This window comes from Lonsdalea quercina subsp. quercina (assembly GCF_000688695.1).
In the GTDB taxonomy this organism is placed as follows: domain Bacteria; phylum Pseudomonadota; class Gammaproteobacteria; order Enterobacterales; family Enterobacteriaceae; genus Lonsdalea; species Lonsdalea quercina_D.
The window spans coordinates 179,480-195,757 of sequence record NZ_JIBQ01000009.1 but is presented as its reverse complement, the minus strand read 5'-3'; the positions used below and the strand labels follow the sequence as shown (position 1 = coordinate 195,757).

Sequence of the window (16,278 nt, the reverse complement as noted above, 5' to 3'; positions counted from 1 at the left end):
CGGGCGATTCTAGCATGAGTGATGCCATATGTAATACTTTGGTCATCACCGCGGCTTCCTGCCCGGACGGGGTAAATTAAAGAACGCCGCCGTCGCTTCGCCAAGCGTCTGCGCTCAATGCTTCGCCAAAATGGCTGGCGATCAGGCGCTTGGTTAAATCGTGCAACGGGGCCGCCAAAACGTCAGCGGTGCTGCCGCGTTCCACGACTTCGCCGTTATGCATCACCAAAATCTTATCGCTGATATGTTTCATCATGCCCAGATGTTGGGTGACATAGATGTAGGAGATACCGTGTTTTTCCTGCAATTCCAGCATCAGATTGATGATTTGCGAACGCATCGACATATCCAGCGAGGCCAGCGCCTCGTCAGCCACAATCACTTTCGGTTGCAGAATAAGCGCTCGCGCCAGTCCGACGCGCTGTTTCTGGCCCGGGGCCAGCGCGTGCGGATAATACGAAGCGTGGTCGGCGCGCAGGCCGACCTGACGCAGCGCCAGATAGACGGCCTTTTCCCGCTCTTCTGGACTGAGCTGCGTATTCAGCCGCAGCGGCAGTTCCAGCAGCTGACCAATACGCTGACGTGGATTCAGCGCGTTGCCGGCATCCTGAAAAATCATGCGAATACGCTGGCTGCGGTAGCCGTAATCGCCATATTCCAACGGATGGTCGTCAATCACCAACTGACCTGAAGTCGGCGGAAGCACGCCCGCCAGCATTTTCGCCAGGGTCGACTTCCCGGATCCGTTCTCGCCGATAATCGCCAGCGTTTGCCGCTCGCGCAGAGTAAAACTCACCGACTTGACCGCCTCGACGTGTTGCCGCCGGAACAGGCCGGTGCGATAGCGGAACGTTTTGGTGAGATTGCGGGCTTCGAGCAGGGTCTCCACCATCAGGATTCCTCCATATTGAGCGGGAAGTGGCAGGCATACCAATGGTTTTTCGCTACGATCAGCGGCGGTGTGATCATGCATTCGCGCTGAGAATAAGGACACCGGGGACCAAGACGACACCCGACCGGCAGATGCTCCAGCGACGGTATCGCGCCGGGTAGCGTATTCAACCGGCTCTTGTGGGGAAGCGCGCGACCGAAGTCCGGCATCGCGCGGATCAACGCCTGAGTGTAGGGGTGATGCGGGGTGCTGATGAGTTCGCTGCTCAGCGCGCTTTCGACGGTCTGCCCGCAGTACAGCACGTTGATGCGGTTAGCCCATTTACTCATCGTCTGCAGGTCATGGCTGATCAGCAGGATCGTCGTGTTGTTGTTTTGGTTAAGCCGCGACAGCAGGCGGAATATCTGCGCTTGGGTGGTGGCTTCCATCGCGTTGGTTGGCTCATCGGCGATCAGGAGCCGGGGCTGATTGGCCAGCGCGATGGCGATCATGACTTTCTGACACTCCCCCTCGGTTAGTTCATAGGGGTAGCTTCGCATGATGTCCTTGTGGTCCTTGATCCCCACGCGGTGCAGCAGCGCGACGGCGCGGCGTTTACGCCAGTTGAAGCGCTGCCACCAGCGCCCCTTGTAGGTCCAGCCGGGAATAGACTGAACCAGCTGACGCCCGATTTTAGCGGACGGATCAAGACATGACTGCGGCTCCTGGAAGATCATCGACAGATTGTGACCCACCAGTTTGCGCCGTTGTCTGGGCGTGAGCTTGAGCATGTCGATATTGTCAAAGCGGAAACGGTCGGCCGTCACGCGCCAGTTGTCTTTGGTGATGCCGCAGATCGCTTTGGCGATCAGGCTTTTCCCCGACCCGGATTCCCCCACCAGACCGCGGATTTCTCCTTCGCTCAGGCTGATGCTGACGCGATCGACAGCTTTGACCGGCCCTTCGGCGGTCATGAATTCGATGGTCAGATTACGAATGTCCAGTAATGGCATACCTTTTTTCCACCACTATTCGGTTTGTGCCAGCAGAGAACGGCGCAGGCCATCCCCCAGCAGGTTGACGATCAGCACGCTCAGGGTAATGGCGCCCCCGGGCAACATGACGGTCCAGGGCGCGGCGTAGACGAGCTCCAGCGAACTTCCCAACAGCGTTCCCCATTCGGTCGTAGGCAACTGTGCGCCCAAATTGAGAAAGCCCAGCGCGGCAATATCCAGAATGGCGACCGACAAGGCGCGGGTGAATTCGCTGACCAGCAACGGCAAGATATTGGGCAGCACGGCATACCAGATGATATAGCGCGTGGATGCGCCATCCAGGCGCGAGGCGATGACGTACTCTTTTTCCAGCTCGTCATGCACGGCGGTGTATATGGTGCGCACCATCCTCGGTAACAGCGCCAGCCACACGGCGAGCATGGCGTGCTCAAGCTTCGGGCCGATAAAAGCGATGACCACAATCGCCAGCAGCAGAGAGGGAATGGAGAGCAGGGTATCCAGAATATGATTCAGGATGGCGGAGCGAAGTCCGTGGGTCACCCCCGCCATCAGACCGACCAGAATGCCGAACAGCGCCGCACCCAGCGTGACCAGCAGCGCGGAGCCGATGGTCGGGGCCGTGCCGCTCAGCAGTCGGCTAAGCAGATCGCGTCCTAAATCGTCGGTTCCCAAAAAGAACGAAACCTCGCCGTAATGCGACCACGACGGCGGCAACAGCTGATAACCAAGGAACTGCTGGTCTACGGCATAAGGGGCGAGGGTGCTGCCGAACAGACACAGCGCAATCAGCATCAGGAAGCCGTAAAACCCAATCATGGCCAGGTGATCCTGCTTGAACATGGTCCAGGTATCACGCCAGCGGCTGGGCTGATGTTTTTCGCGGTAGATGTTATCGGAGAGCATATGTATCTGCTTTACTTCTTTTTGATTTCACTGGTTTCTCTTCAAAAAATCCCATCATATCAATATATTGCCTCTTTTGATGCTTTAAAGCGCTTTGCTTTCATTGAGTCGAAATAGCCTTAATTTATGAATTTTGTGTACACTATTGTGTATACGGAAATGGGAGTGTACACATTGCTAACTGACACCAAACTAAGAAAAGCGCTCGGTAAACGCCGCGATAAAGTCGAAATTATTTCAGATTCTCACGGGCTAAACGCCAGGCTAACTATTTCGGGAGGCGTCACATTCTTTTACCGCTATCGGTGGGACGACAAGCCTGCACAGCTAACAATTGGTAATTATCCGTCTATATCGCTCTCACAGGCAAGGGAACGAAGGCAGCAATTTCGCTTATGGATAACAGAGGGGTACGATCCGCGTAAGCAGGTGGCTTTAGAAAGGATTAAAAAGGTCGATGCAATGACGGTTCAAGAAGCGTTCGATTACTGGGAAGAGCATTACTGCAAGCCCGAAGGGCTAATCAAGATCCACAAAAACCGTCAGGATTTCCAAAACCACGTAATGCCCGTATTGGGAAGCATGATCGTCAATCACACCACTAAAACCCACTGGCTAAAGCTGTTTGATGGCATGGGCAGACGTGTAATCACTGGGCAAATCCTTAGCCTGATGCAGCGAACTTTCAGATTCTGCCACAACCGGGGAGTGATCGACGTCAACCCGCTTGTAGATTTAAGACGGTCTGACGTGGCAATCGCCGCCGCCATGAAAGACAGAGTTTTATCTGATGATGAAATCAGAACGATTTGGAATGTTCTGGATGATTTGCCCGTACGTCAGCAAATCGTTATGCGATTTCTGATGATGACTGGCTGCCGGAGCACAGAGATCAGAACAGCAAAGTGGGAATGGTTTAATTACAGCGAAAAAACCTGGACGGTGCCAGGCAGTGAATACAAAACGGGTAAGACGGTGAGAAGGGCGCTACCTGATGCAGCCATAACCATGTTGAAAAGTCACCAAAAGGTTTCAGTGACTAAACACGTATTGACCAGAGCGCATTACAACGGGCCAAATGATGATAAACCGCCGGCTCAGCCGAACGTTTCGTTTTTCTCTACTCAAATAATCATGAAGACGGGCATGAAGAAGTGGTCACTTCATGATCTGAGAAGAACGGTGGCAACGAGACTTTCAGAACTTGGCGCGCCACCGCATGTTATTGAAAAATTGCTTGGCCATCACATGGCTGGGGTGATGGCACGTTATAACCTTCACGACTACCTGAGCGATCAGCACCAGTGGCTCAAGGTCTGGGTTCAGCATCTTGAGACGGTGACTGGTCAGAAGTTTGAGTAACATTCACTTCTTCTTCCCACTTAAGCACATCAGCCCTACGCCACCGCTTAGGGCTCCCACCGATAGCTGGCTTGGGAAATGGACGGCTGAAGCACGCTGGCATCCGTACTGGTGTGCTCCAGAAATAAAGGGTGCTACGAGAGATCTTGTAGCGCTCCAGAACTTCACTGGTCACCATAATTTCAGAATTGTTATGGATAGTTTGTCCACCGTTAAAATTCATGCTGTTCCCCTTCCAACTTTACGATCCGCGCCAGAAGCTTGGCGTTCTTCTCCCGCTCGGCGGACTCTCGACGGATAGATGCATTTAGGTCATGCAGCATAGAGTCCAATGCTGCATGCTGCGCCGTCAGCTCCTGCACCATAGCCCGCAGGGTTTCGTTGTCCGCCTGCAGGTCGGCGAACTTGGTGATCACTTGGAGACTAAACGCGCCATCGCCGCTTAAGCCCAGAGCATCGGAAACGTTGTTGATGCTCAGCGTTGTCGCTGACAGGTTGCCGGTTAATTCGATATTTTTTGCTTTCAGTGCTGTATTTTCTGCCAGCAGTGCCGCTAGCTGTGATTCGAGATTGACACTTTCGCGTTTCATCATTCTTTCTCCACACCGTTTTTTAGGTTGAATAAATCCCTCGCCGTGAGGCGATTAATTTGCACAAATAGGGATTCAATAATGGGAAGCTTCGCCGCCCAGAGCATCAATAAGATTTTTTATTAATGCCGACAGTTCACCGGTAATTAATACAAAGTCTGCGTCAAATCGCTGGGGAATATCTTCTCGGTCAATATCATCATTCTTTTCGAGCAGCACATCGGCAATTTTTAGGCGCTTTATCATTCCGTCATCTGCCAATACGAAACTGACTCGCTCCTGCCAATCCAGTGCTAATTTCGTCACAACTTTACCGGCCTCAATATGACCGGCGATTTCGTGAGTAACCAGGTCCTGATGCTTGCTTTTGAGTATCCCCCCGTATGGGAGAATGTCTTTTAACTCGGCTTCTTCCTGTAATGTGAATCCTGCTGGTGGTTTGCCGGAGCGCACCCAATCGGTTAACGTGAGTTCGATGGGGTTTTCCATCATCAGCGGCACCACGGGTAGAGAACCGAGCGTTTTGCGCAGCAGTGCCAGCGTGTCTTCTGATTTTTTGGCGCTGGTAGCGTCGACGATAATCAGGTCGTTAACCGTATCAATCCACAGCCAAACCTGGCTAAACCTGCTGAATGCACGCGGCAGTAAGCTGTGCAGAACTTCGTCCTTAATGGCGTCCTTCTCGGTTTTTTTCAGTTTGCGACGCTGTTCGTTTTCCAGCTTGTCGACTTTTTCTTTTAGTGCCTGCTTAATGACCGGCGACGGGAGGATCTTTTCCTCTTTGCGAGCGCATATCAAAATTTGGCCGTTAACTTCATGCGTCAATGCATCGCTGCAGGAACCCATCGGCGTCACCCAACCGCATTTGGTCATATCCTGACTACCACACGGTGTAAATGCGAACTCGCTTAGCTGCGATTCCATTTCTTCAAAACTTACTTTCCGCGTTAGGCGGTAAATCAAAGCGTTTTTTAAGTTAAACAAACTCATACTTATCTCCGTTCGGCTGCACACCGATCATTATTTCTCTACACACAAAGGAGGGCGCCGGTTTTTAGACGTAAATAAAAATTGATGCATCGTTCAATTTAAATGGATCCGACGCCCACCTTTGTATGCAGTAAAAAAGGGGCGGTAATCGAAGGAAACAATCATTCCCCTGGTATTGGCCGATTTAAGACCTTCGATCCCCGCCAAAGCTACTTTCAGCAAAATCACTTCCAACACAGCTATCACGGTCCTAACGCTATGGGGTTGTGACACCGAGGCGTAACTCCCGCTTATCTCCCGCCTCTCTGTTTTGGTATTGGTCACCAGTTACTGTGACTCAGCCGATTTCCGGGTCTTTGCGTCGGCCAGCGCTGCATCTCACTTGAGAACATCACAACGGTAAGAGCATTGCGTAACCTGGCACCGATCTGGCCGCCGGTCGGTTTGTACTGGATTCTTCCCCAGCCACTGGCCCGGACAACGAAGCTTCTATGTGCGTTCCAATCAATGCCCTTACCGTTGTGTCACAAGACAACCTAAAACTAAATCATCTTAGAGATTGAATCAAGATGTAATCTAAAATTATTTAGTTTTTATGTCCAAAGCCCAACTACTGCAAATTTTGCAGTAGTTGGAAGTACGGGAAGTAGGTGGTCGAGGTGGCGAATAAATTATGGGGGTGAAAATTGGTGCTAGATTAGGGTAAAGATCCGATAACTTGCTATAAAATATATGAATATTTCATTCTGTCTAACGGCGAATTAATCGTCTATGTTCCACCAAAACACCAATGATGTTTATATGCTCATTAATAGAGCTCCTTGTGGCATAGTCTTCATTTAATGGGACCAAATCGAATATTTCCTTTCCTTCTTCACTGATACCCCGAGCCCTGTATTTTTTGAAGGTGGCTTCATCGTCCCCATTTGTTGCAACGACGTAATCTCCGGGGCAGGGGGTTAACTCTGGATCTATGATAATCAAATCGCCCTCAACAAACTCGGGTTCCATTGATTTCCCTTTGATTTTTAGGGCGAAAGTCCCCCTAGAAAAGCTGCCTGTAGTCAAAATATAGTCAATGGTTCCTTCCAGGTTCCTGGCATCACTGCTGGTGGTCCAATTGCCTGCTTGGACATAATTTATAATTGGAACCCTTAATCCTCCGGGTATTGATGGCTCTACGTTAGAACCACTTTCTTTGCCATAAAGTAGATAGCCTTCGCTAACGCCAAAATAATTCGCCAGAGTGGATAACGATTTCCCTCCGGGGACGTTAAGGTCTCGCTCCCAGTAGCCAACGGTGACATCTGAAACGCCCACGGCTTTTCCAAGCTGCCCTTGAGTTAAGCGCCGCTCTTTTCTCAGTTTTCGTACGCGCTGCCCTAGTGTTCCCACAAGTACTCCCCGAAGTTTAAAGCTAAGTAATTTTAGTTTTTATTGACCAAAAATAAATTAGATAATAATATCTAAATAAATTTAGAGAGGTGCTTATGACAACCACTGAGTTAGAGCAATATTTCGGCACTCCAAACAAAGCTGCTGCTTTTTTTGGTGTTTCTCCTGAAGCGTTTTACCAATGGCGAAAAAGGCCCGGGAAGTTGATTCCAAAAGGTCGAGCTGCCGAGGCCGCATATCGAANAAAAGGGAAGCTTAAATACGAACCGTCTCTTTATGTAAAGCCTACTTCGCGATCCATTTCCGCGTAACTACCAAAGGAAAATCAAGATGGTAGACATCAAAGAAACCGTCAAAGAGATGTGCAAAGCCTATCCGGGCGGCCGTCAGGCAATGGCAGGGGCGCTTGGGATGACCATCACACAATTCAACAACAACCTGTACGAAAAGAACGGGTGCCGTTTCTTCGAGCATCACGAATTAGAAGCAATGGAAGACCTGTCCGGCACTAATGCGCTGGCGGAGTATTTTGCGCGCCGTTGTGGTGCTTTGCTGGTGGATGTACCCAAGCTTGATGATTTGGATCAGGTTGAACTGTACAGCCGGTCGGTAACGACTGCGGCGCGCCGTGGGCTGGTCGATCAGATGATTCAGGAAGCTGTAGCCGATGGTGTGATCGATTCTAACGAGGCGCGGGATATTGAGCGGCTGCATGCCAATCACCTGGCGGCGCGTGAAGTTGAAATCCGGTCGATTTTGGCCCTGTTTGGGCAGAAGAAGGGGACTCGCTAATGATTGACACGTCCAGAAAGGGTGATGCCCCGAGTGTGCAGCTCGAGGCATCGGTGCGAGTAATTAAACGGTGTAGAGAAATTAAACGCATGAACAGTGTAATCGAAAATGGCGGATTGCCGCAATTGCGTTGTGTTACGGAGCCGGGCGACCCGATGTCGTTTCGCTATGAGGTCAATGTACAGGGAGGCTGGGTGCCCAGCAACTACCAGTTCGCCGCCTGGGTGGTAGGGAACAGTGATTGGCTAGTCCAACCTAGGGGGCGTTGTGAATGAGCAGATTGAACCCGTGGATCGTTGGTATCGCGACCCTTACGGGAAACCGGTACATGTCATTGGCTATGACCGCAAAAACCAGCGGGTCATTTTCAAAATTGAAAACTACGAGCACGAATGTGTTCAGCCCCTGCGGCAATTTAGGGAAAAGTTCACGAGGGTTCCATGAGCGTTAAATTATCTTCATACGTTTGGGACGGCTGTGCCGCCGCGGGCATGAAGCTGTCATCAGTCGCTATCATGGCACGCCTGGCGGACTTCTCTTCTGACGAAGGTGTGTGCTGGCCTTCCATTGAAACGATTGCCCGGCAGTTAGGCGCGGGAACCAGCACCGTACGAACAGCGATAGCGAAACTGGAAGCTGATGGTTGGTTGTCTCGCACTCAACGTCGCAATGGCAACCGCAACGCGTCGAACATGTATCAGTTGAACGTTGAAAAACTCTGGGTCGCAGCCAACGCCCACCCGCCAGTTTCTGACACGTCAAAATCTGACGCATCAAAATCTGACCGCTCAAAATTTGAGGCATCAAAAACGAGTAAAAAACGCAGTTTTCACCCGTCAGAATCTGGCGGGGATCCGTTAGTAACTTCAAAACATGATCCGTCAGATAAAAACTCTCGTCAGCCTGCTGCGCAGACCGACCAGTCTGAACCGGCTAAACAGGTCCTGAATTATTTCAACCAAACGACCGGCCACTCGTACCGCGACGGCAAAACAACCATCGGGTATATCCGAGGCCGCTTGGCGGAGGAGTACGTCGCCAGTGATTTGATTCTGGTCGTGGACTACCTGACGGCTAAGTGGCTTAACGATCCCCGGATGTGTGACTACCTGCGGCCCAAGACGCTTTTTGGTCCAGAGAACTTCCCGGAGTACTACGAAAAATCTCGCAAGTGGGAACAGTCAGGGCGGCCAGCATGGGTCAATGGTGCCTGGGTGCGCAATGACACGTCAGGGAATTCTCCGCACTGGAACAGTCCTGAAGGGTGGGATCAAACGCTATGAACAAAATTACTACAGCCATTCAAAATCGCGATTTAAACGCCCTGAGTCGGATGATGCAGCCAGAGCCACAAGCGCGGGTTATCAACGGTCAAGCTGAATCACTGGTGGATGCCCTGTTCAAAAATCTGATGCAGACATTCCCAGCCGCTCGCCAGACGGCACTGAGTACGCCAGAGGATATCGCCGCCGCAAAGCGCCAGTGGATTTTGGCTTTTGCTGAGAACGGCATCACGACGCTGGAACAGGTTCGTGCCGGCATGCGGATCGCCCGCCAGCAGGAAACGGACTTCTGGCCAAGTGTTGGAAAATTCATTGGTTGGTGCCGCGCTGGCGCCGCCGCCAACGCAGGACTGCCAAACCTCGACGAGGTAATGAGCGAATTCCGGCGATATAGCGCCACCCGAGATCGCTATGCATCTGCCGAATTATTCCCCTGGTCTGCGCCGGTCATGTACTGGATTGTCTTGGACGTACGCCGCTTGATGTATCAGCACAACTACACCGAGGGCGAGATCAGAAAATCCATTCAGCGTCACCTGAACCACTGGGCGGCCCGTCTTGCTAAGGGAGATTGCGTGCCAGCTCCTGTTGTTCGAATTTCGGACCAACGCCGAGAACCTTCTCCGGCACAGGTGGCGGACGCATCAGGCGAGTACCGGCGCGCAGGAGAGGAATTTATCGGAAGGATCCGCGCACAAAATGGGGGTGCCTCATGCTGATTGACGACATCGCGCTGGCTGAGTCTCTCGAAGACCGTGGGTTGTGGCGCCGCGCCGCGCAGCAATGGCTGATGGTGCTGGACCAGACCGACATATCTGGGAATAGGGAGTTAATCGTTCTTCGCCGTCAGTGCTGCCTGCGTCTCGCTCAGGGGATCCGTAATCAATATTCTGGCGTACGTGAAATGACCGTGTCTGGTGGGGTGCTGCATGGGTAACTACAGACTGATTTACGCCGATCCGCCGTGGGTCTACCGCGATAAGGCTAACGACGGTAAGCGTGGCGCCGGGCACAAATACCCAGTCATGAACGTCAACGACATTTGCCGAATTCCAGTATGGGAGCTGGCCGACCAGGATTCGTGCCTGCTGGCGATGTGGTGGGTGCCGACGCAGCCAGCGGAAGCGCTTAAGGTTTTGGATATGTGGGGCTTCCGTCTGATGACGATGAAAGGATTCACCTGGTTCAAAACCAATCGCCGGAAAGGTAACGCTGCGATCGGCATGGGCCACATGACCCGCGCTAACAGTGAGGATTGTCTGTTTGCCGTGCGTGGCCGCCTTCCTCTGCGGCTTGATGCCTCTATCTGCCAGCACATTACCGCGCCGCGCATGGAACACAGCGCCAAACCGGCGCAGGTGCGTGATCTGCTTGTTCAACTGCTGGGTCATGTTCCACGCATAGAGCTGTTCGCCCGCCAACACGCCGAGGGCTGGGACGCGTGGGGCAATGAAGTCGATAGCGATATCCAACTGGGTGTTGGCCGCGATCCACAAGCTGAAATGTGTGCTGATCGTCAGGAGGTGGCTGCGTGAGCTGTTCCGATGAAACCCCTATTGTGGTGGATTACTACGGCAACGATATATGCCCTACATGTTGTGACTCAATATTACAGGGAGAGCCGCACGTATGTGCGGCTCCATCGTCACCTTGGCTGATTGAACTGGTATTTCCGTTCCCGCCCAGCGTGAACACGTACTGGCGTTCCCCGACTTCTGGCCCGTTATCCGGGCGACATCTGATCAGCGTTAAAGGTCGTCAGTTTCGCGTAGAAGCTATTGCCCGCGTGCTGGAGCAACTACGGCGACTGCCCAAACCCATCAAATGCGATGTGAGCGTGTCATTGCGTTTGTATCCGCCAGATAGACGCGCCCGAGACTTGGACAACTATCTCAAAGCTGCGCTGGATGCCATCACGCATGCCCGGATATGGAACGATGATAAACAGGTGAAACGCCTCAATGTGGAATGGGGGCCGGTAGTACGGTCCGGGAAAGCTGAGATATCAATTTCTGAATTCCAACCGGGCGGGGACTGACTATGTCATTGTGTGATATGCCGATTTGTTATACGGTTGCCATGTGCAAAAGTTCCTCGCGGGTGCAGCTGTCGGGGAACGGTTTTAAAACAGGTGTGGAGAAATTATGAACCCGTTAATCATGATTGACGGCGTATCCGTACGCCGTGATCAGTCTGGTCGGTATTGTTTGAACGACTTGCATCGCGCTGCTGGTGGGCTGAGTAAGCACCAGCCCAGCAACTGGATGCGGTTGGATTCGACACTTGGCCTTATTGATGAATTATCCCGCTCCTCAAATCTGAGGAACGGTCATCCAGTAACCGATTTGTCATACGTCTACTCGCCACTTAACCCCGTGAATGTCATTCGCGGAGGGACGGAGCAGGGGACATACGTCAGCAAAGAATTGGTTTACGCCTATGCAATGTGGATCAGCGCTTCATTTAGCCTGCGCGTTATCCGCACCTTCGACTCGGTTATGGCATCGGTTGATACGGGTCACGCCAATGACCTGGTGCAGGCTGGCGTCACACTGCTGGGCTTCATGCAGTCTTCTTTGAACCTGTCTAATTCCTCGGTGCTGGGTGCCTGCCAGAAGCTACAGGCAGCCGTTGGGTTGCCTGATTTGGCCCCATCCTATGCCATCGATGCGCCAGCTGGTTCAATGGATGGCTCCAGCCGCCCCACAATGGCCTTGAGCACAATCCTGAAAAATCGCGGAATCAATGTCCGGATCACCGAGGCTTACCGCCGTCTGGAATCGCTGGGACTGGTCGAACGTCGATCACGTCCTAGTAGTTCGGCGCGGGCAAAGAACGGGCGCCGGGAATTTTGGTGTGTCAGTCATCGAGGGTTGCGTTTTGGCAAAAACATCACCAGCCCGAACAACCCCCGCGAGACGCAGCCACATTTTTATGAATCCCGAGTGGATGAGCTGCTATCGATGATGCTCACCGCCAGCGCCGTTTGAGGGGGGATCGTTGAAAGCGTTATTAACTCCCATCGTGGTTGCTGAACTGGGGCAGGTGATACTGCGGCCAGGCCGTGATCTAATGCCTATCTTCTGTGGGCGGGTAGTCGTTACGCCCGAGTCCGTCCACCAGCGCAAACTACCCTCTGGGATTATTGCCGAGGGTGGTCAGCCAATCATCAATGCCCCCGAGTGGGCATGGTTTCTTGCGCACGAAAGAGTGATTAAGGCGGCTGGCGGGAGCGGAGAAGTGATTAGACATGCCTGGGATCACGCTGGATGCCAATGGCACGGCGATTATCACCACCACGAAACCACAATCATGAGATATGGCCACTCCGCAATTAAGTTGTGCTGGCACCATGATAATGAGTTGCGTCAGCTAACGACGCCTGAGCTTAAAAAGATTGCTGACAGGAATGCCGCCGAAAGTATTGTTGGCGCTATTGCTAGGCGACTTAAATTACCCTCTTGGCATCAGATTACAGTGCATGAAGTGTGCTGGTGGTCGGTCCTCGTCAATGTGTCCGATTTATTGCCTGAGTCCGTAATGCGGCAGGCTCTACGTTTGCCCCCTAAAGAGCCGCTAGGAGGTGTGAAAAGGGAGTGTGATATCCGCTGGGAAGCGCCCACAAAAGAGATATTAGAACCCTATATAGAACGGGTTAAGTCAGTCATCGCTTTGTTAGTTGATGGAGATCCACCAGCAGGTTACATAAAGCGACCAAAGCTGCAGCGTTGGGAAAGTGAAAAATACACAGGGNGGGTAAAAACACAGGAATGTAGTGGATGTAGACGGCCAGCAGACGACCCGCATCACATCATCAATCAAGGGTTGGGAGGTACGGGGACAAAACCTCACGATCTATTCGTTATTCCGTTGTGCAGGCGGTGCCATGACGAATTGCATAGAGATGTCGCGGGGTGGGAGAGGAAACACGGTAGTCAGGTGGAGCTGCTGGTGAGGTTTTTAAATAGGGCGCTGGGTATAGGCGCAATCACAAAATCAAAACGAGGTGTAGAGAGTGCGTGATATATATGAGCGCTTGGATCACTGGGGAGCTTGGGCGGCTTCTGAGCAAAGTAGTGTAGATTGGCAACCAATAGCTGCTGGATTTAAAGGACTTTTTCCTCATGGGAAAAAAAGTCGTGTCCACTGTGATGATGATGAAGGCATGCTTCTTGATAGTTGTGTCGCTAGATTGAAAAAATATAAGCCTGAAGAGTATGAATTAATTATTTCTCATTTCGTGATCTGTATTTCACTCAGATCTATTGCAAAGAAAAGGAAATGCTCAGATGGCACGGTCAGGAAGGAACTGCAAACGGCGATAGGGTTTATTGATGGATGCCTACATATGATAAAATAACGAAGAGCCGCACATGCGGCTTTTATTTTGTTAGTACTCTTTTCTCTTTAAATAGTTCTTTTATTTTAAGAGGAATAAATGTTGATTGTATGAAAGAGAAACAGGTGAGAAATGATATAACATAGCCTATGATATTAGTTACAAACATTGTAAACTTCCCCACAGGAGGATTCTCTTTTGACAATAAGTAATAAACAAAAATCAACGCAAGGGTCAAAATATATAGTAAAAACAATAAGTAATATTTATTAAAACGCATCGTAAATCTTACTTCTTGATTAGCGATGTCTAATGCACTTAAATTTGTTTTTATGGCTAAGTTTTCACCGGACATTGTAATGACCAGTAACAAAAAACCCGAGAGAATAGAGAAAACATTTGCAACTAGATTTAACGCATCAGTATTGTTGGTTAAAGTATGTGTTAGAAAGTATGAGAAAATAACAGAGACTAAAATATTAATTGTTGTGATTGTAATACCCGTATGATTTATCTTTCTAGCCATTCTAGCCTCCGTCCTGTTTACAACAAACCAGAAGAAACAAAATTCTCTAAAATTTCTTTTGCATGTTTGGCATTAATAGATTTAGAACCATATGGTACAGTATAATAGGTTTTTATCACTTTCAAATCATCCCCTTTTATCTTTTCTCCTTTTTTTGTTTCTAAATAAAAATCAGAGTCAAGTTCATCTATCCATGTGCTCGTATTATTTACGACAGATTTTTCTAGTTCAGAGTTTCCTTTTGCATCTATGGTAAGATGTCCAGTAATACCTTTAGTTCTAATTTCTGGTTCTTTTTTAAATATAGAAGAAAAACAACCGGGGATGTTTGTGAAATCAGTTTCATCAACTTTAATATTGACGTGTAGTGCTTTAAATCCATCATTTTTAATTCGGGCTATTACATCTTTTTTTAGAATAGGTGATGGAGTAACTCGAATGCCAAAATTTTCAAAAATTTTAGCAATTTTGGATTCACACCAATTTGTAGATATTTGCATTAATGATGCGATGTTATTCTTTTTAATAATCAAAAACGCATGAAGGCTATCCATGTTTTCAATGTCAACTAAATCATTCACTCCTACTTGAGCTGGTGTGATCGAAACTTGCTCTTTAGGATTGAAAGTTGAAAATTGGAGGTAATGGCAATCGCTACTAGTGCTAAAATCTTTTAAAGTGAGATATTTTTCATTGCTCAACCTTATGACGGTGCCAACAACAAATTGAGAGCTATTGGATACTTGGTCAAAAAGTACGTCAGTTGTTGACGTGTTGACTTTAAAAGCTCTTACCTGGCATTTCTTGGTGTAGTTATCTTTCCTAGAATCTGAGAAGTTCATATCAACCCTTAATCTTTGGTTATCGTAACAAACAGTAACGCGTACGCAAAAAGTATTATAGTATGATAAAAGTGGTCGCGGTGTTAAGCGGCTTACTCAGAATTTATCATGACTTTCAGTTATCTAATACTGCGTCATAAATGCAAAAGCCCACTCGTACAGGTGGGCTTTTTTTATTGCTGTGAGAAATGGGCGATCGGAGAGCGTTAGCAGCACTCTTCCGATCATTCGCTCATGCGGAAAGGTCACAAGCGAACCGAGGCCCACGCTTTAGTGCACAAAGCGAGTCGAGCCTATCAAAACCGGCGCTTATGATCTATGAAAAACACTGTAAATTTAAACAGTCACACCCTTGTTAATGCTGACTCTCTCGATTTCATCAAAACCCTGCCTGACAATTGCATTGATTTGATCGCGACCGACCCGCCTTACTTTCGGGTCAAGAAAAATGCGTGGGATAACCAATGGTCAAGCGAAGAACAATATCTTAAATGGCTCGACGACATATTCGCGGAATTTTGGCGAGTGTTGAAACCAGCCGGTAGCCTATACGTATTTTGTGGTTGGCGTCTTGCGTCAGACACTGAGTTGCTCATGCGTAAACGATTTAACGTGCTGAATCACATCATCTGGGCGAAACCCTCTGGCCGTTGGAACGGATGCCGCAAAGAGGATTTACGGTCATATTTTCCGGCGACTGAACGAGTCCTATTTGCTCAACATCATAGTGGGCCTCGTAAGCAGAAAGAGGACGTTTATTCAGGGAAATGTGCCGACTTAAAACGCGATGTATTTCGCCCGCTGATCGATTATTTCAGAAATGCTCGTGCCGCGCTGAAAGTAACATCCCAAGAAATCAACGCCGCAACAGGCAAGCAGATGGCGTCACACTGGTTCAGCGATAGTCAGTGGAAACTGCCCAGTGAAATGGATTACAGCAAATTACAGCGTTTGTTTTCTCGCATCGCGGCAGAACAGCAACAGCAGCATCAGCTCGATAAATCACACAGCGCGCTGGCGGACGATTACGCCACTTTATCGCGTCAATACTCTGAGCTGGTGAACGAATATGACAGATTGCGCCGACCGTTCTCTGTTTCCGCGCTCGTCCCTTACACGGACGTTTGGACCTACCCACCAGTTCAATTTTATCCCGGTAAACACCCCTGTGAGAAACCAGCAGAAATGATGAGCGATATTATCTCGGCCAGCAGTAGGCCGGGTGACGTCGTCGCTGATTTTTTCATGGGGTCCGGGGCTACGCTAAAGGCTGCATTAAAGCTTGACCGTATTGGCTTAGGAGTTGAGCTTGAAGAAGCTAGATTTATACAAACTTGTCGGGATATTTCTGATATGTATATGTAGTTCG

22 protein-coding genes are annotated in these 16,278 nt (G+C 49.9%); 14 read left to right on the top strand and 8 right to left on the bottom strand.

The features are described from left to right. Window positions 1-76 precede the first annotated feature (76 nt). The 3 genes from sapF to sapC are packed head-to-tail and all read right to left on the bottom strand — an operon-like array spanning window position 77 to window position 2,790. Window positions 77-892: a putrescine export ABC transporter ATP-binding protein SapF gene (gene sapF / locus SB13_RS10245; protein WP_026740264.1), complete on the bottom strand. Its 816-nt coding sequence runs from the start codon at window positions 890-892 to the stop codon at window positions 77-79. Further along, complete coding sequence (gene sapD / locus SB13_RS10240; protein WP_026740263.1) at window positions 892-1,884, bottom strand: putrescine export ABC transporter ATP-binding protein SapD; 993 nt, start codon at window positions 1,882-1,884, stop codon at window positions 892-894. The genes sapF and sapD overlap by 1 nt, the downstream gene beginning before the upstream one ends. 15 nt (window positions 1,885-1,899) lie before the next feature. Continuing rightward, window positions 1,900-2,790 (bottom strand): putrescine export ABC transporter permease SapC, encoded by an 891-nt coding sequence (gene sapC, locus SB13_RS10235; protein WP_026740262.1) that lies wholly within the window; start codon window positions 2,788-2,790, stop codon window positions 1,900-1,902. Window positions 2,791-2,964: 174 nt separating this feature from the next. Here sapC and SB13_RS10230 point away from each other — a divergent pair, with 174 nt between their 5' ends. After that, on the top strand, window positions 2,965-4,152 hold the full coding sequence (locus tag SB13_RS10230) for a tyrosine-type recombinase/integrase (protein WP_026740261.1): 1,188 nt from the start codon (window positions 2,965-2,967) through the stop codon (window positions 4,150-4,152). 212 nt (window positions 4,153-4,364) lie between these two features. Here SB13_RS10230 and SB13_RS10225 read toward each other — a convergent pair whose 3' ends face one another. From SB13_RS10225 to SB13_RS10215, 3 genes are all read right to left on the bottom strand, one after another. Next, window positions 4,365-4,745: a hypothetical protein gene (locus SB13_RS10225; RefSeq protein WP_026740260.1), complete on the bottom strand. Its 381-nt coding sequence runs from the start codon at window positions 4,743-4,745 to the stop codon at window positions 4,365-4,367. 72 nt (window positions 4,746-4,817) lie between these two features. Beyond that, window positions 4,818-5,732 (bottom strand): recombination-associated protein RdgC, encoded by a 915-nt coding sequence (gene rdgC / locus SB13_RS10220; RefSeq protein ID WP_036150303.1) that lies wholly within the window; start codon window positions 5,730-5,732, stop codon window positions 4,818-4,820. 750 nt (window positions 5,733-6,482) lie between these two features. Further along, on the bottom strand, window positions 6,483-7,127 hold the full coding sequence (locus SB13_RS10215) for a LexA family protein (RefSeq protein ID WP_026740258.1): 645 nt from the start codon (window positions 7,125-7,127) through the stop codon (window positions 6,483-6,485). A 95-nt stretch (window positions 7,128-7,222) separates the two neighbouring features. On the opposite strand from SB13_RS10215, the gene SB13_RS17330 reads away from it, so the two are divergent. The 12 genes from SB13_RS17330 (at window position 7,223) to SB13_RS17320 (ending at window position 13,562) form a co-directional block, all read left to right on the top strand. After that, window positions 7,223-7,438 (top strand): Cro/CI family transcriptional regulator, encoded by a 216-nt coding sequence (locus SB13_RS17330; RefSeq protein ID WP_072000238.1) that lies wholly within the window; start codon window positions 7,223-7,225, stop codon window positions 7,436-7,438. A gap of 19 nt (window positions 7,439-7,457) precedes the next feature. Next, on the top strand, window positions 7,458-7,919 hold the full coding sequence (locus SB13_RS10210) for a YmfL family putative regulatory protein (RefSeq protein ID WP_026740257.1): 462 nt from the start codon (window positions 7,458-7,460) through the stop codon (window positions 7,917-7,919). An 89-nt stretch (window positions 7,920-8,008) separates the two neighbouring features. Further along, a complete protein-coding gene (locus tag SB13_RS10205) occupies window positions 8,009-8,194 on the top strand; it encodes a hypothetical protein (protein ID WP_026740256.1) in 186 nt (61 codons plus the stop codon). Then, window positions 8,187-8,363: a DUF4222 domain-containing protein gene (locus SB13_RS17325; RefSeq protein ID WP_072000237.1), complete on the top strand. Its 177-nt coding sequence runs from the start codon at window positions 8,187-8,189 to the stop codon at window positions 8,361-8,363. The genes SB13_RS10205 and SB13_RS17325 overlap by 8 nt, the downstream gene beginning before the upstream one ends. Then, window positions 8,360-9,202 carry a conserved phage C-terminal domain-containing protein gene (locus SB13_RS10200; RefSeq protein WP_026740255.1) on the top strand — a complete coding sequence of 281 codons (843 nt, stop codon included), beginning with the start codon at window positions 8,360-8,362 and terminating at the stop codon, window positions 9,200-9,202. The genes SB13_RS17325 and SB13_RS10200 overlap by 4 nt, the downstream gene beginning before the upstream one ends. Further along, window positions 9,199-9,921 carry a replication protein P gene (locus SB13_RS10195; RefSeq protein WP_026740254.1) on the top strand — a complete coding sequence of 241 codons (723 nt, stop codon included), beginning with the start codon at window positions 9,199-9,201 and terminating at the stop codon, window positions 9,919-9,921. The genes SB13_RS10200 and SB13_RS10195 overlap by 4 nt, the downstream gene beginning before the upstream one ends. Next, on the top strand, window positions 9,915-10,139 hold the full coding sequence (locus SB13_RS10190) for a PerC family transcriptional regulator (RefSeq protein WP_036150301.1): 225 nt from the start codon (window positions 9,915-9,917) through the stop codon (window positions 10,137-10,139). The genes SB13_RS10195 and SB13_RS10190 overlap by 7 nt, the downstream gene beginning before the upstream one ends. Continuing rightward, window positions 10,132-10,737 carry an MT-A70 family methyltransferase gene (locus tag SB13_RS10185; protein ID WP_051616464.1) on the top strand — a complete coding sequence of 202 codons (606 nt, stop codon included), beginning with the start codon at window positions 10,132-10,134 and terminating at the stop codon, window positions 10,735-10,737. The genes SB13_RS10190 and SB13_RS10185 overlap by 8 nt, the downstream gene beginning before the upstream one ends. A 122-nt stretch (window positions 10,738-10,859) precedes the next feature. Further along, a complete protein-coding gene (locus SB13_RS10180) occupies window positions 10,860-11,240 on the top strand; it encodes a RusA family crossover junction endodeoxyribonuclease (protein WP_026740253.1) in 381 nt (126 codons plus the stop codon). Window positions 11,241-11,346: 106 nt separating this feature from the next. Continuing rightward, window positions 11,347-12,192 carry a KilA-N domain-containing protein gene (locus tag SB13_RS10175; RefSeq protein WP_026740252.1) on the top strand — a complete coding sequence of 282 codons (846 nt, stop codon included), beginning with the start codon at window positions 11,347-11,349 and terminating at the stop codon, window positions 12,190-12,192. Window positions 12,193-12,274: 82 nt separating this feature from the next. Next, entirely contained in the window at window positions 12,275-13,225 is a 951-nt protein-coding gene (locus tag SB13_RS10170; RefSeq protein WP_463605556.1) for a DUF968 domain-containing protein, read from the top strand. Then, window positions 13,218-13,562: an antiterminator Q family protein gene (locus SB13_RS17320; RefSeq protein ID WP_072000236.1), complete on the top strand. Its 345-nt coding sequence runs from the start codon at window positions 13,218-13,220 to the stop codon at window positions 13,560-13,562. Before SB13_RS10170 ends, SB13_RS17320 begins: the two co-directional genes overlap by 8 nt. A gap of 22 nt (window positions 13,563-13,584) precedes the next feature. Here SB13_RS17320 and SB13_RS10165 read toward each other — a convergent pair whose 3' ends face one another. Beyond that, window positions 13,585-14,067: a hypothetical protein gene (locus SB13_RS10165; RefSeq protein ID WP_026740250.1), complete on the bottom strand. Its 483-nt coding sequence runs from the start codon at window positions 14,065-14,067 to the stop codon at window positions 13,585-13,587. 17 nt (window positions 14,068-14,084) lie between these two features. Next, window positions 14,085-14,909, bottom strand: a complete 825-nt coding sequence (locus SB13_RS10160; protein ID WP_026740249.1) for a hypothetical protein — start codon at window positions 14,907-14,909, stop codon at window positions 14,085-14,087. 318 nt (window positions 14,910-15,227) lie between these two features. Here SB13_RS10160 and SB13_RS10155 point away from each other — a divergent pair, with 318 nt between their 5' ends. After that, window positions 15,228-16,274: a DNA-methyltransferase gene (locus tag SB13_RS10155; protein WP_026740248.1), complete on the top strand. Its 1,047-nt coding sequence runs from the start codon at window positions 15,228-15,230 to the stop codon at window positions 16,272-16,274. Window positions 16,275-16,278: the final 4 nt, after the last annotated feature.

Coding starts and splice junctions, on each gene's coding strand:
- sapF (WP_026740264.1), bottom strand. CDS start 892: ATGGTGGAGACCCTGCTCGAAGCCCGCAATCTCACCAAAACGTTCCGC.
- sapD (WP_026740263.1), bottom strand. CDS start 1,884: ATGCCATTACTGGACATTCGTAATCTGACCATCGAATTCATGACCGCC.
- sapC (WP_026740262.1), bottom strand. CDS start 2,790: ATGCTCTCCGATAACATCTACCGCGAAAAACATCAGCCCAGCCGCTGG.
- SB13_RS10225 (WP_026740260.1), bottom strand. CDS start 4,745: ATGATGAAACGCGAAAGTGTCAATCTCGAATCACAGCTAGCGGCACTG.
- rdgC (WP_036150303.1), bottom strand. CDS start 5,732: ATGAGTTTGTTTAACTTAAAAAACGCTTTGATTTACCGCCTAACGCGG.
- SB13_RS10210 (WP_026740257.1), top strand. CDS start 7,458: ATGGTAGACATCAAAGAAACCGTCAAAGAGATGTGCAAAGCCTATCCG.
- SB13_RS10205 (WP_026740256.1), top strand. CDS start 8,009: ATGAACAGTGTAATCGAAAATGGCGGATTGCCGCAATTGCGTTGTGTT.
- SB13_RS10200 (WP_026740255.1), top strand. CDS start 8,360: ATGAGCGTTAAATTATCTTCATACGTTTGGGACGGCTGTGCCGCCGCG.
- SB13_RS10195 (WP_026740254.1), top strand. CDS start 9,199: ATGAACAAAATTACTACAGCCATTCAAAATCGCGATTTAAACGCCCTG.
- SB13_RS10190 (WP_036150301.1), top strand. CDS start 9,915: ATGCTGATTGACGACATCGCGCTGGCTGAGTCTCTCGAAGACCGTGGG.
- SB13_RS10185 (WP_051616464.1), top strand. CDS start 10,132: ATGGGTAACTACAGACTGATTTACGCCGATCCGCCGTGGGTCTACCGC.
- SB13_RS10175 (WP_026740252.1), top strand. CDS start 11,347: ATGAACCCGTTAATCATGATTGACGGCGTATCCGTACGCCGTGATCAG.
- SB13_RS10165 (WP_026740250.1), bottom strand. CDS start 14,067: ATGGCTAGAAAGATAAATCATACGGGTATTACAATCACAACAATTAAT.
- SB13_RS10160 (WP_026740249.1), bottom strand. CDS start 14,909: ATGAACTTCTCAGATTCTAGGAAAGATAACTACACCAAGAAATGCCAG.
- SB13_RS10155 (WP_026740248.1), top strand. CDS start 15,228: ATGAAAAACACTGTAAATTTAAACAGTCACACCCTTGTTAATGCTGAC.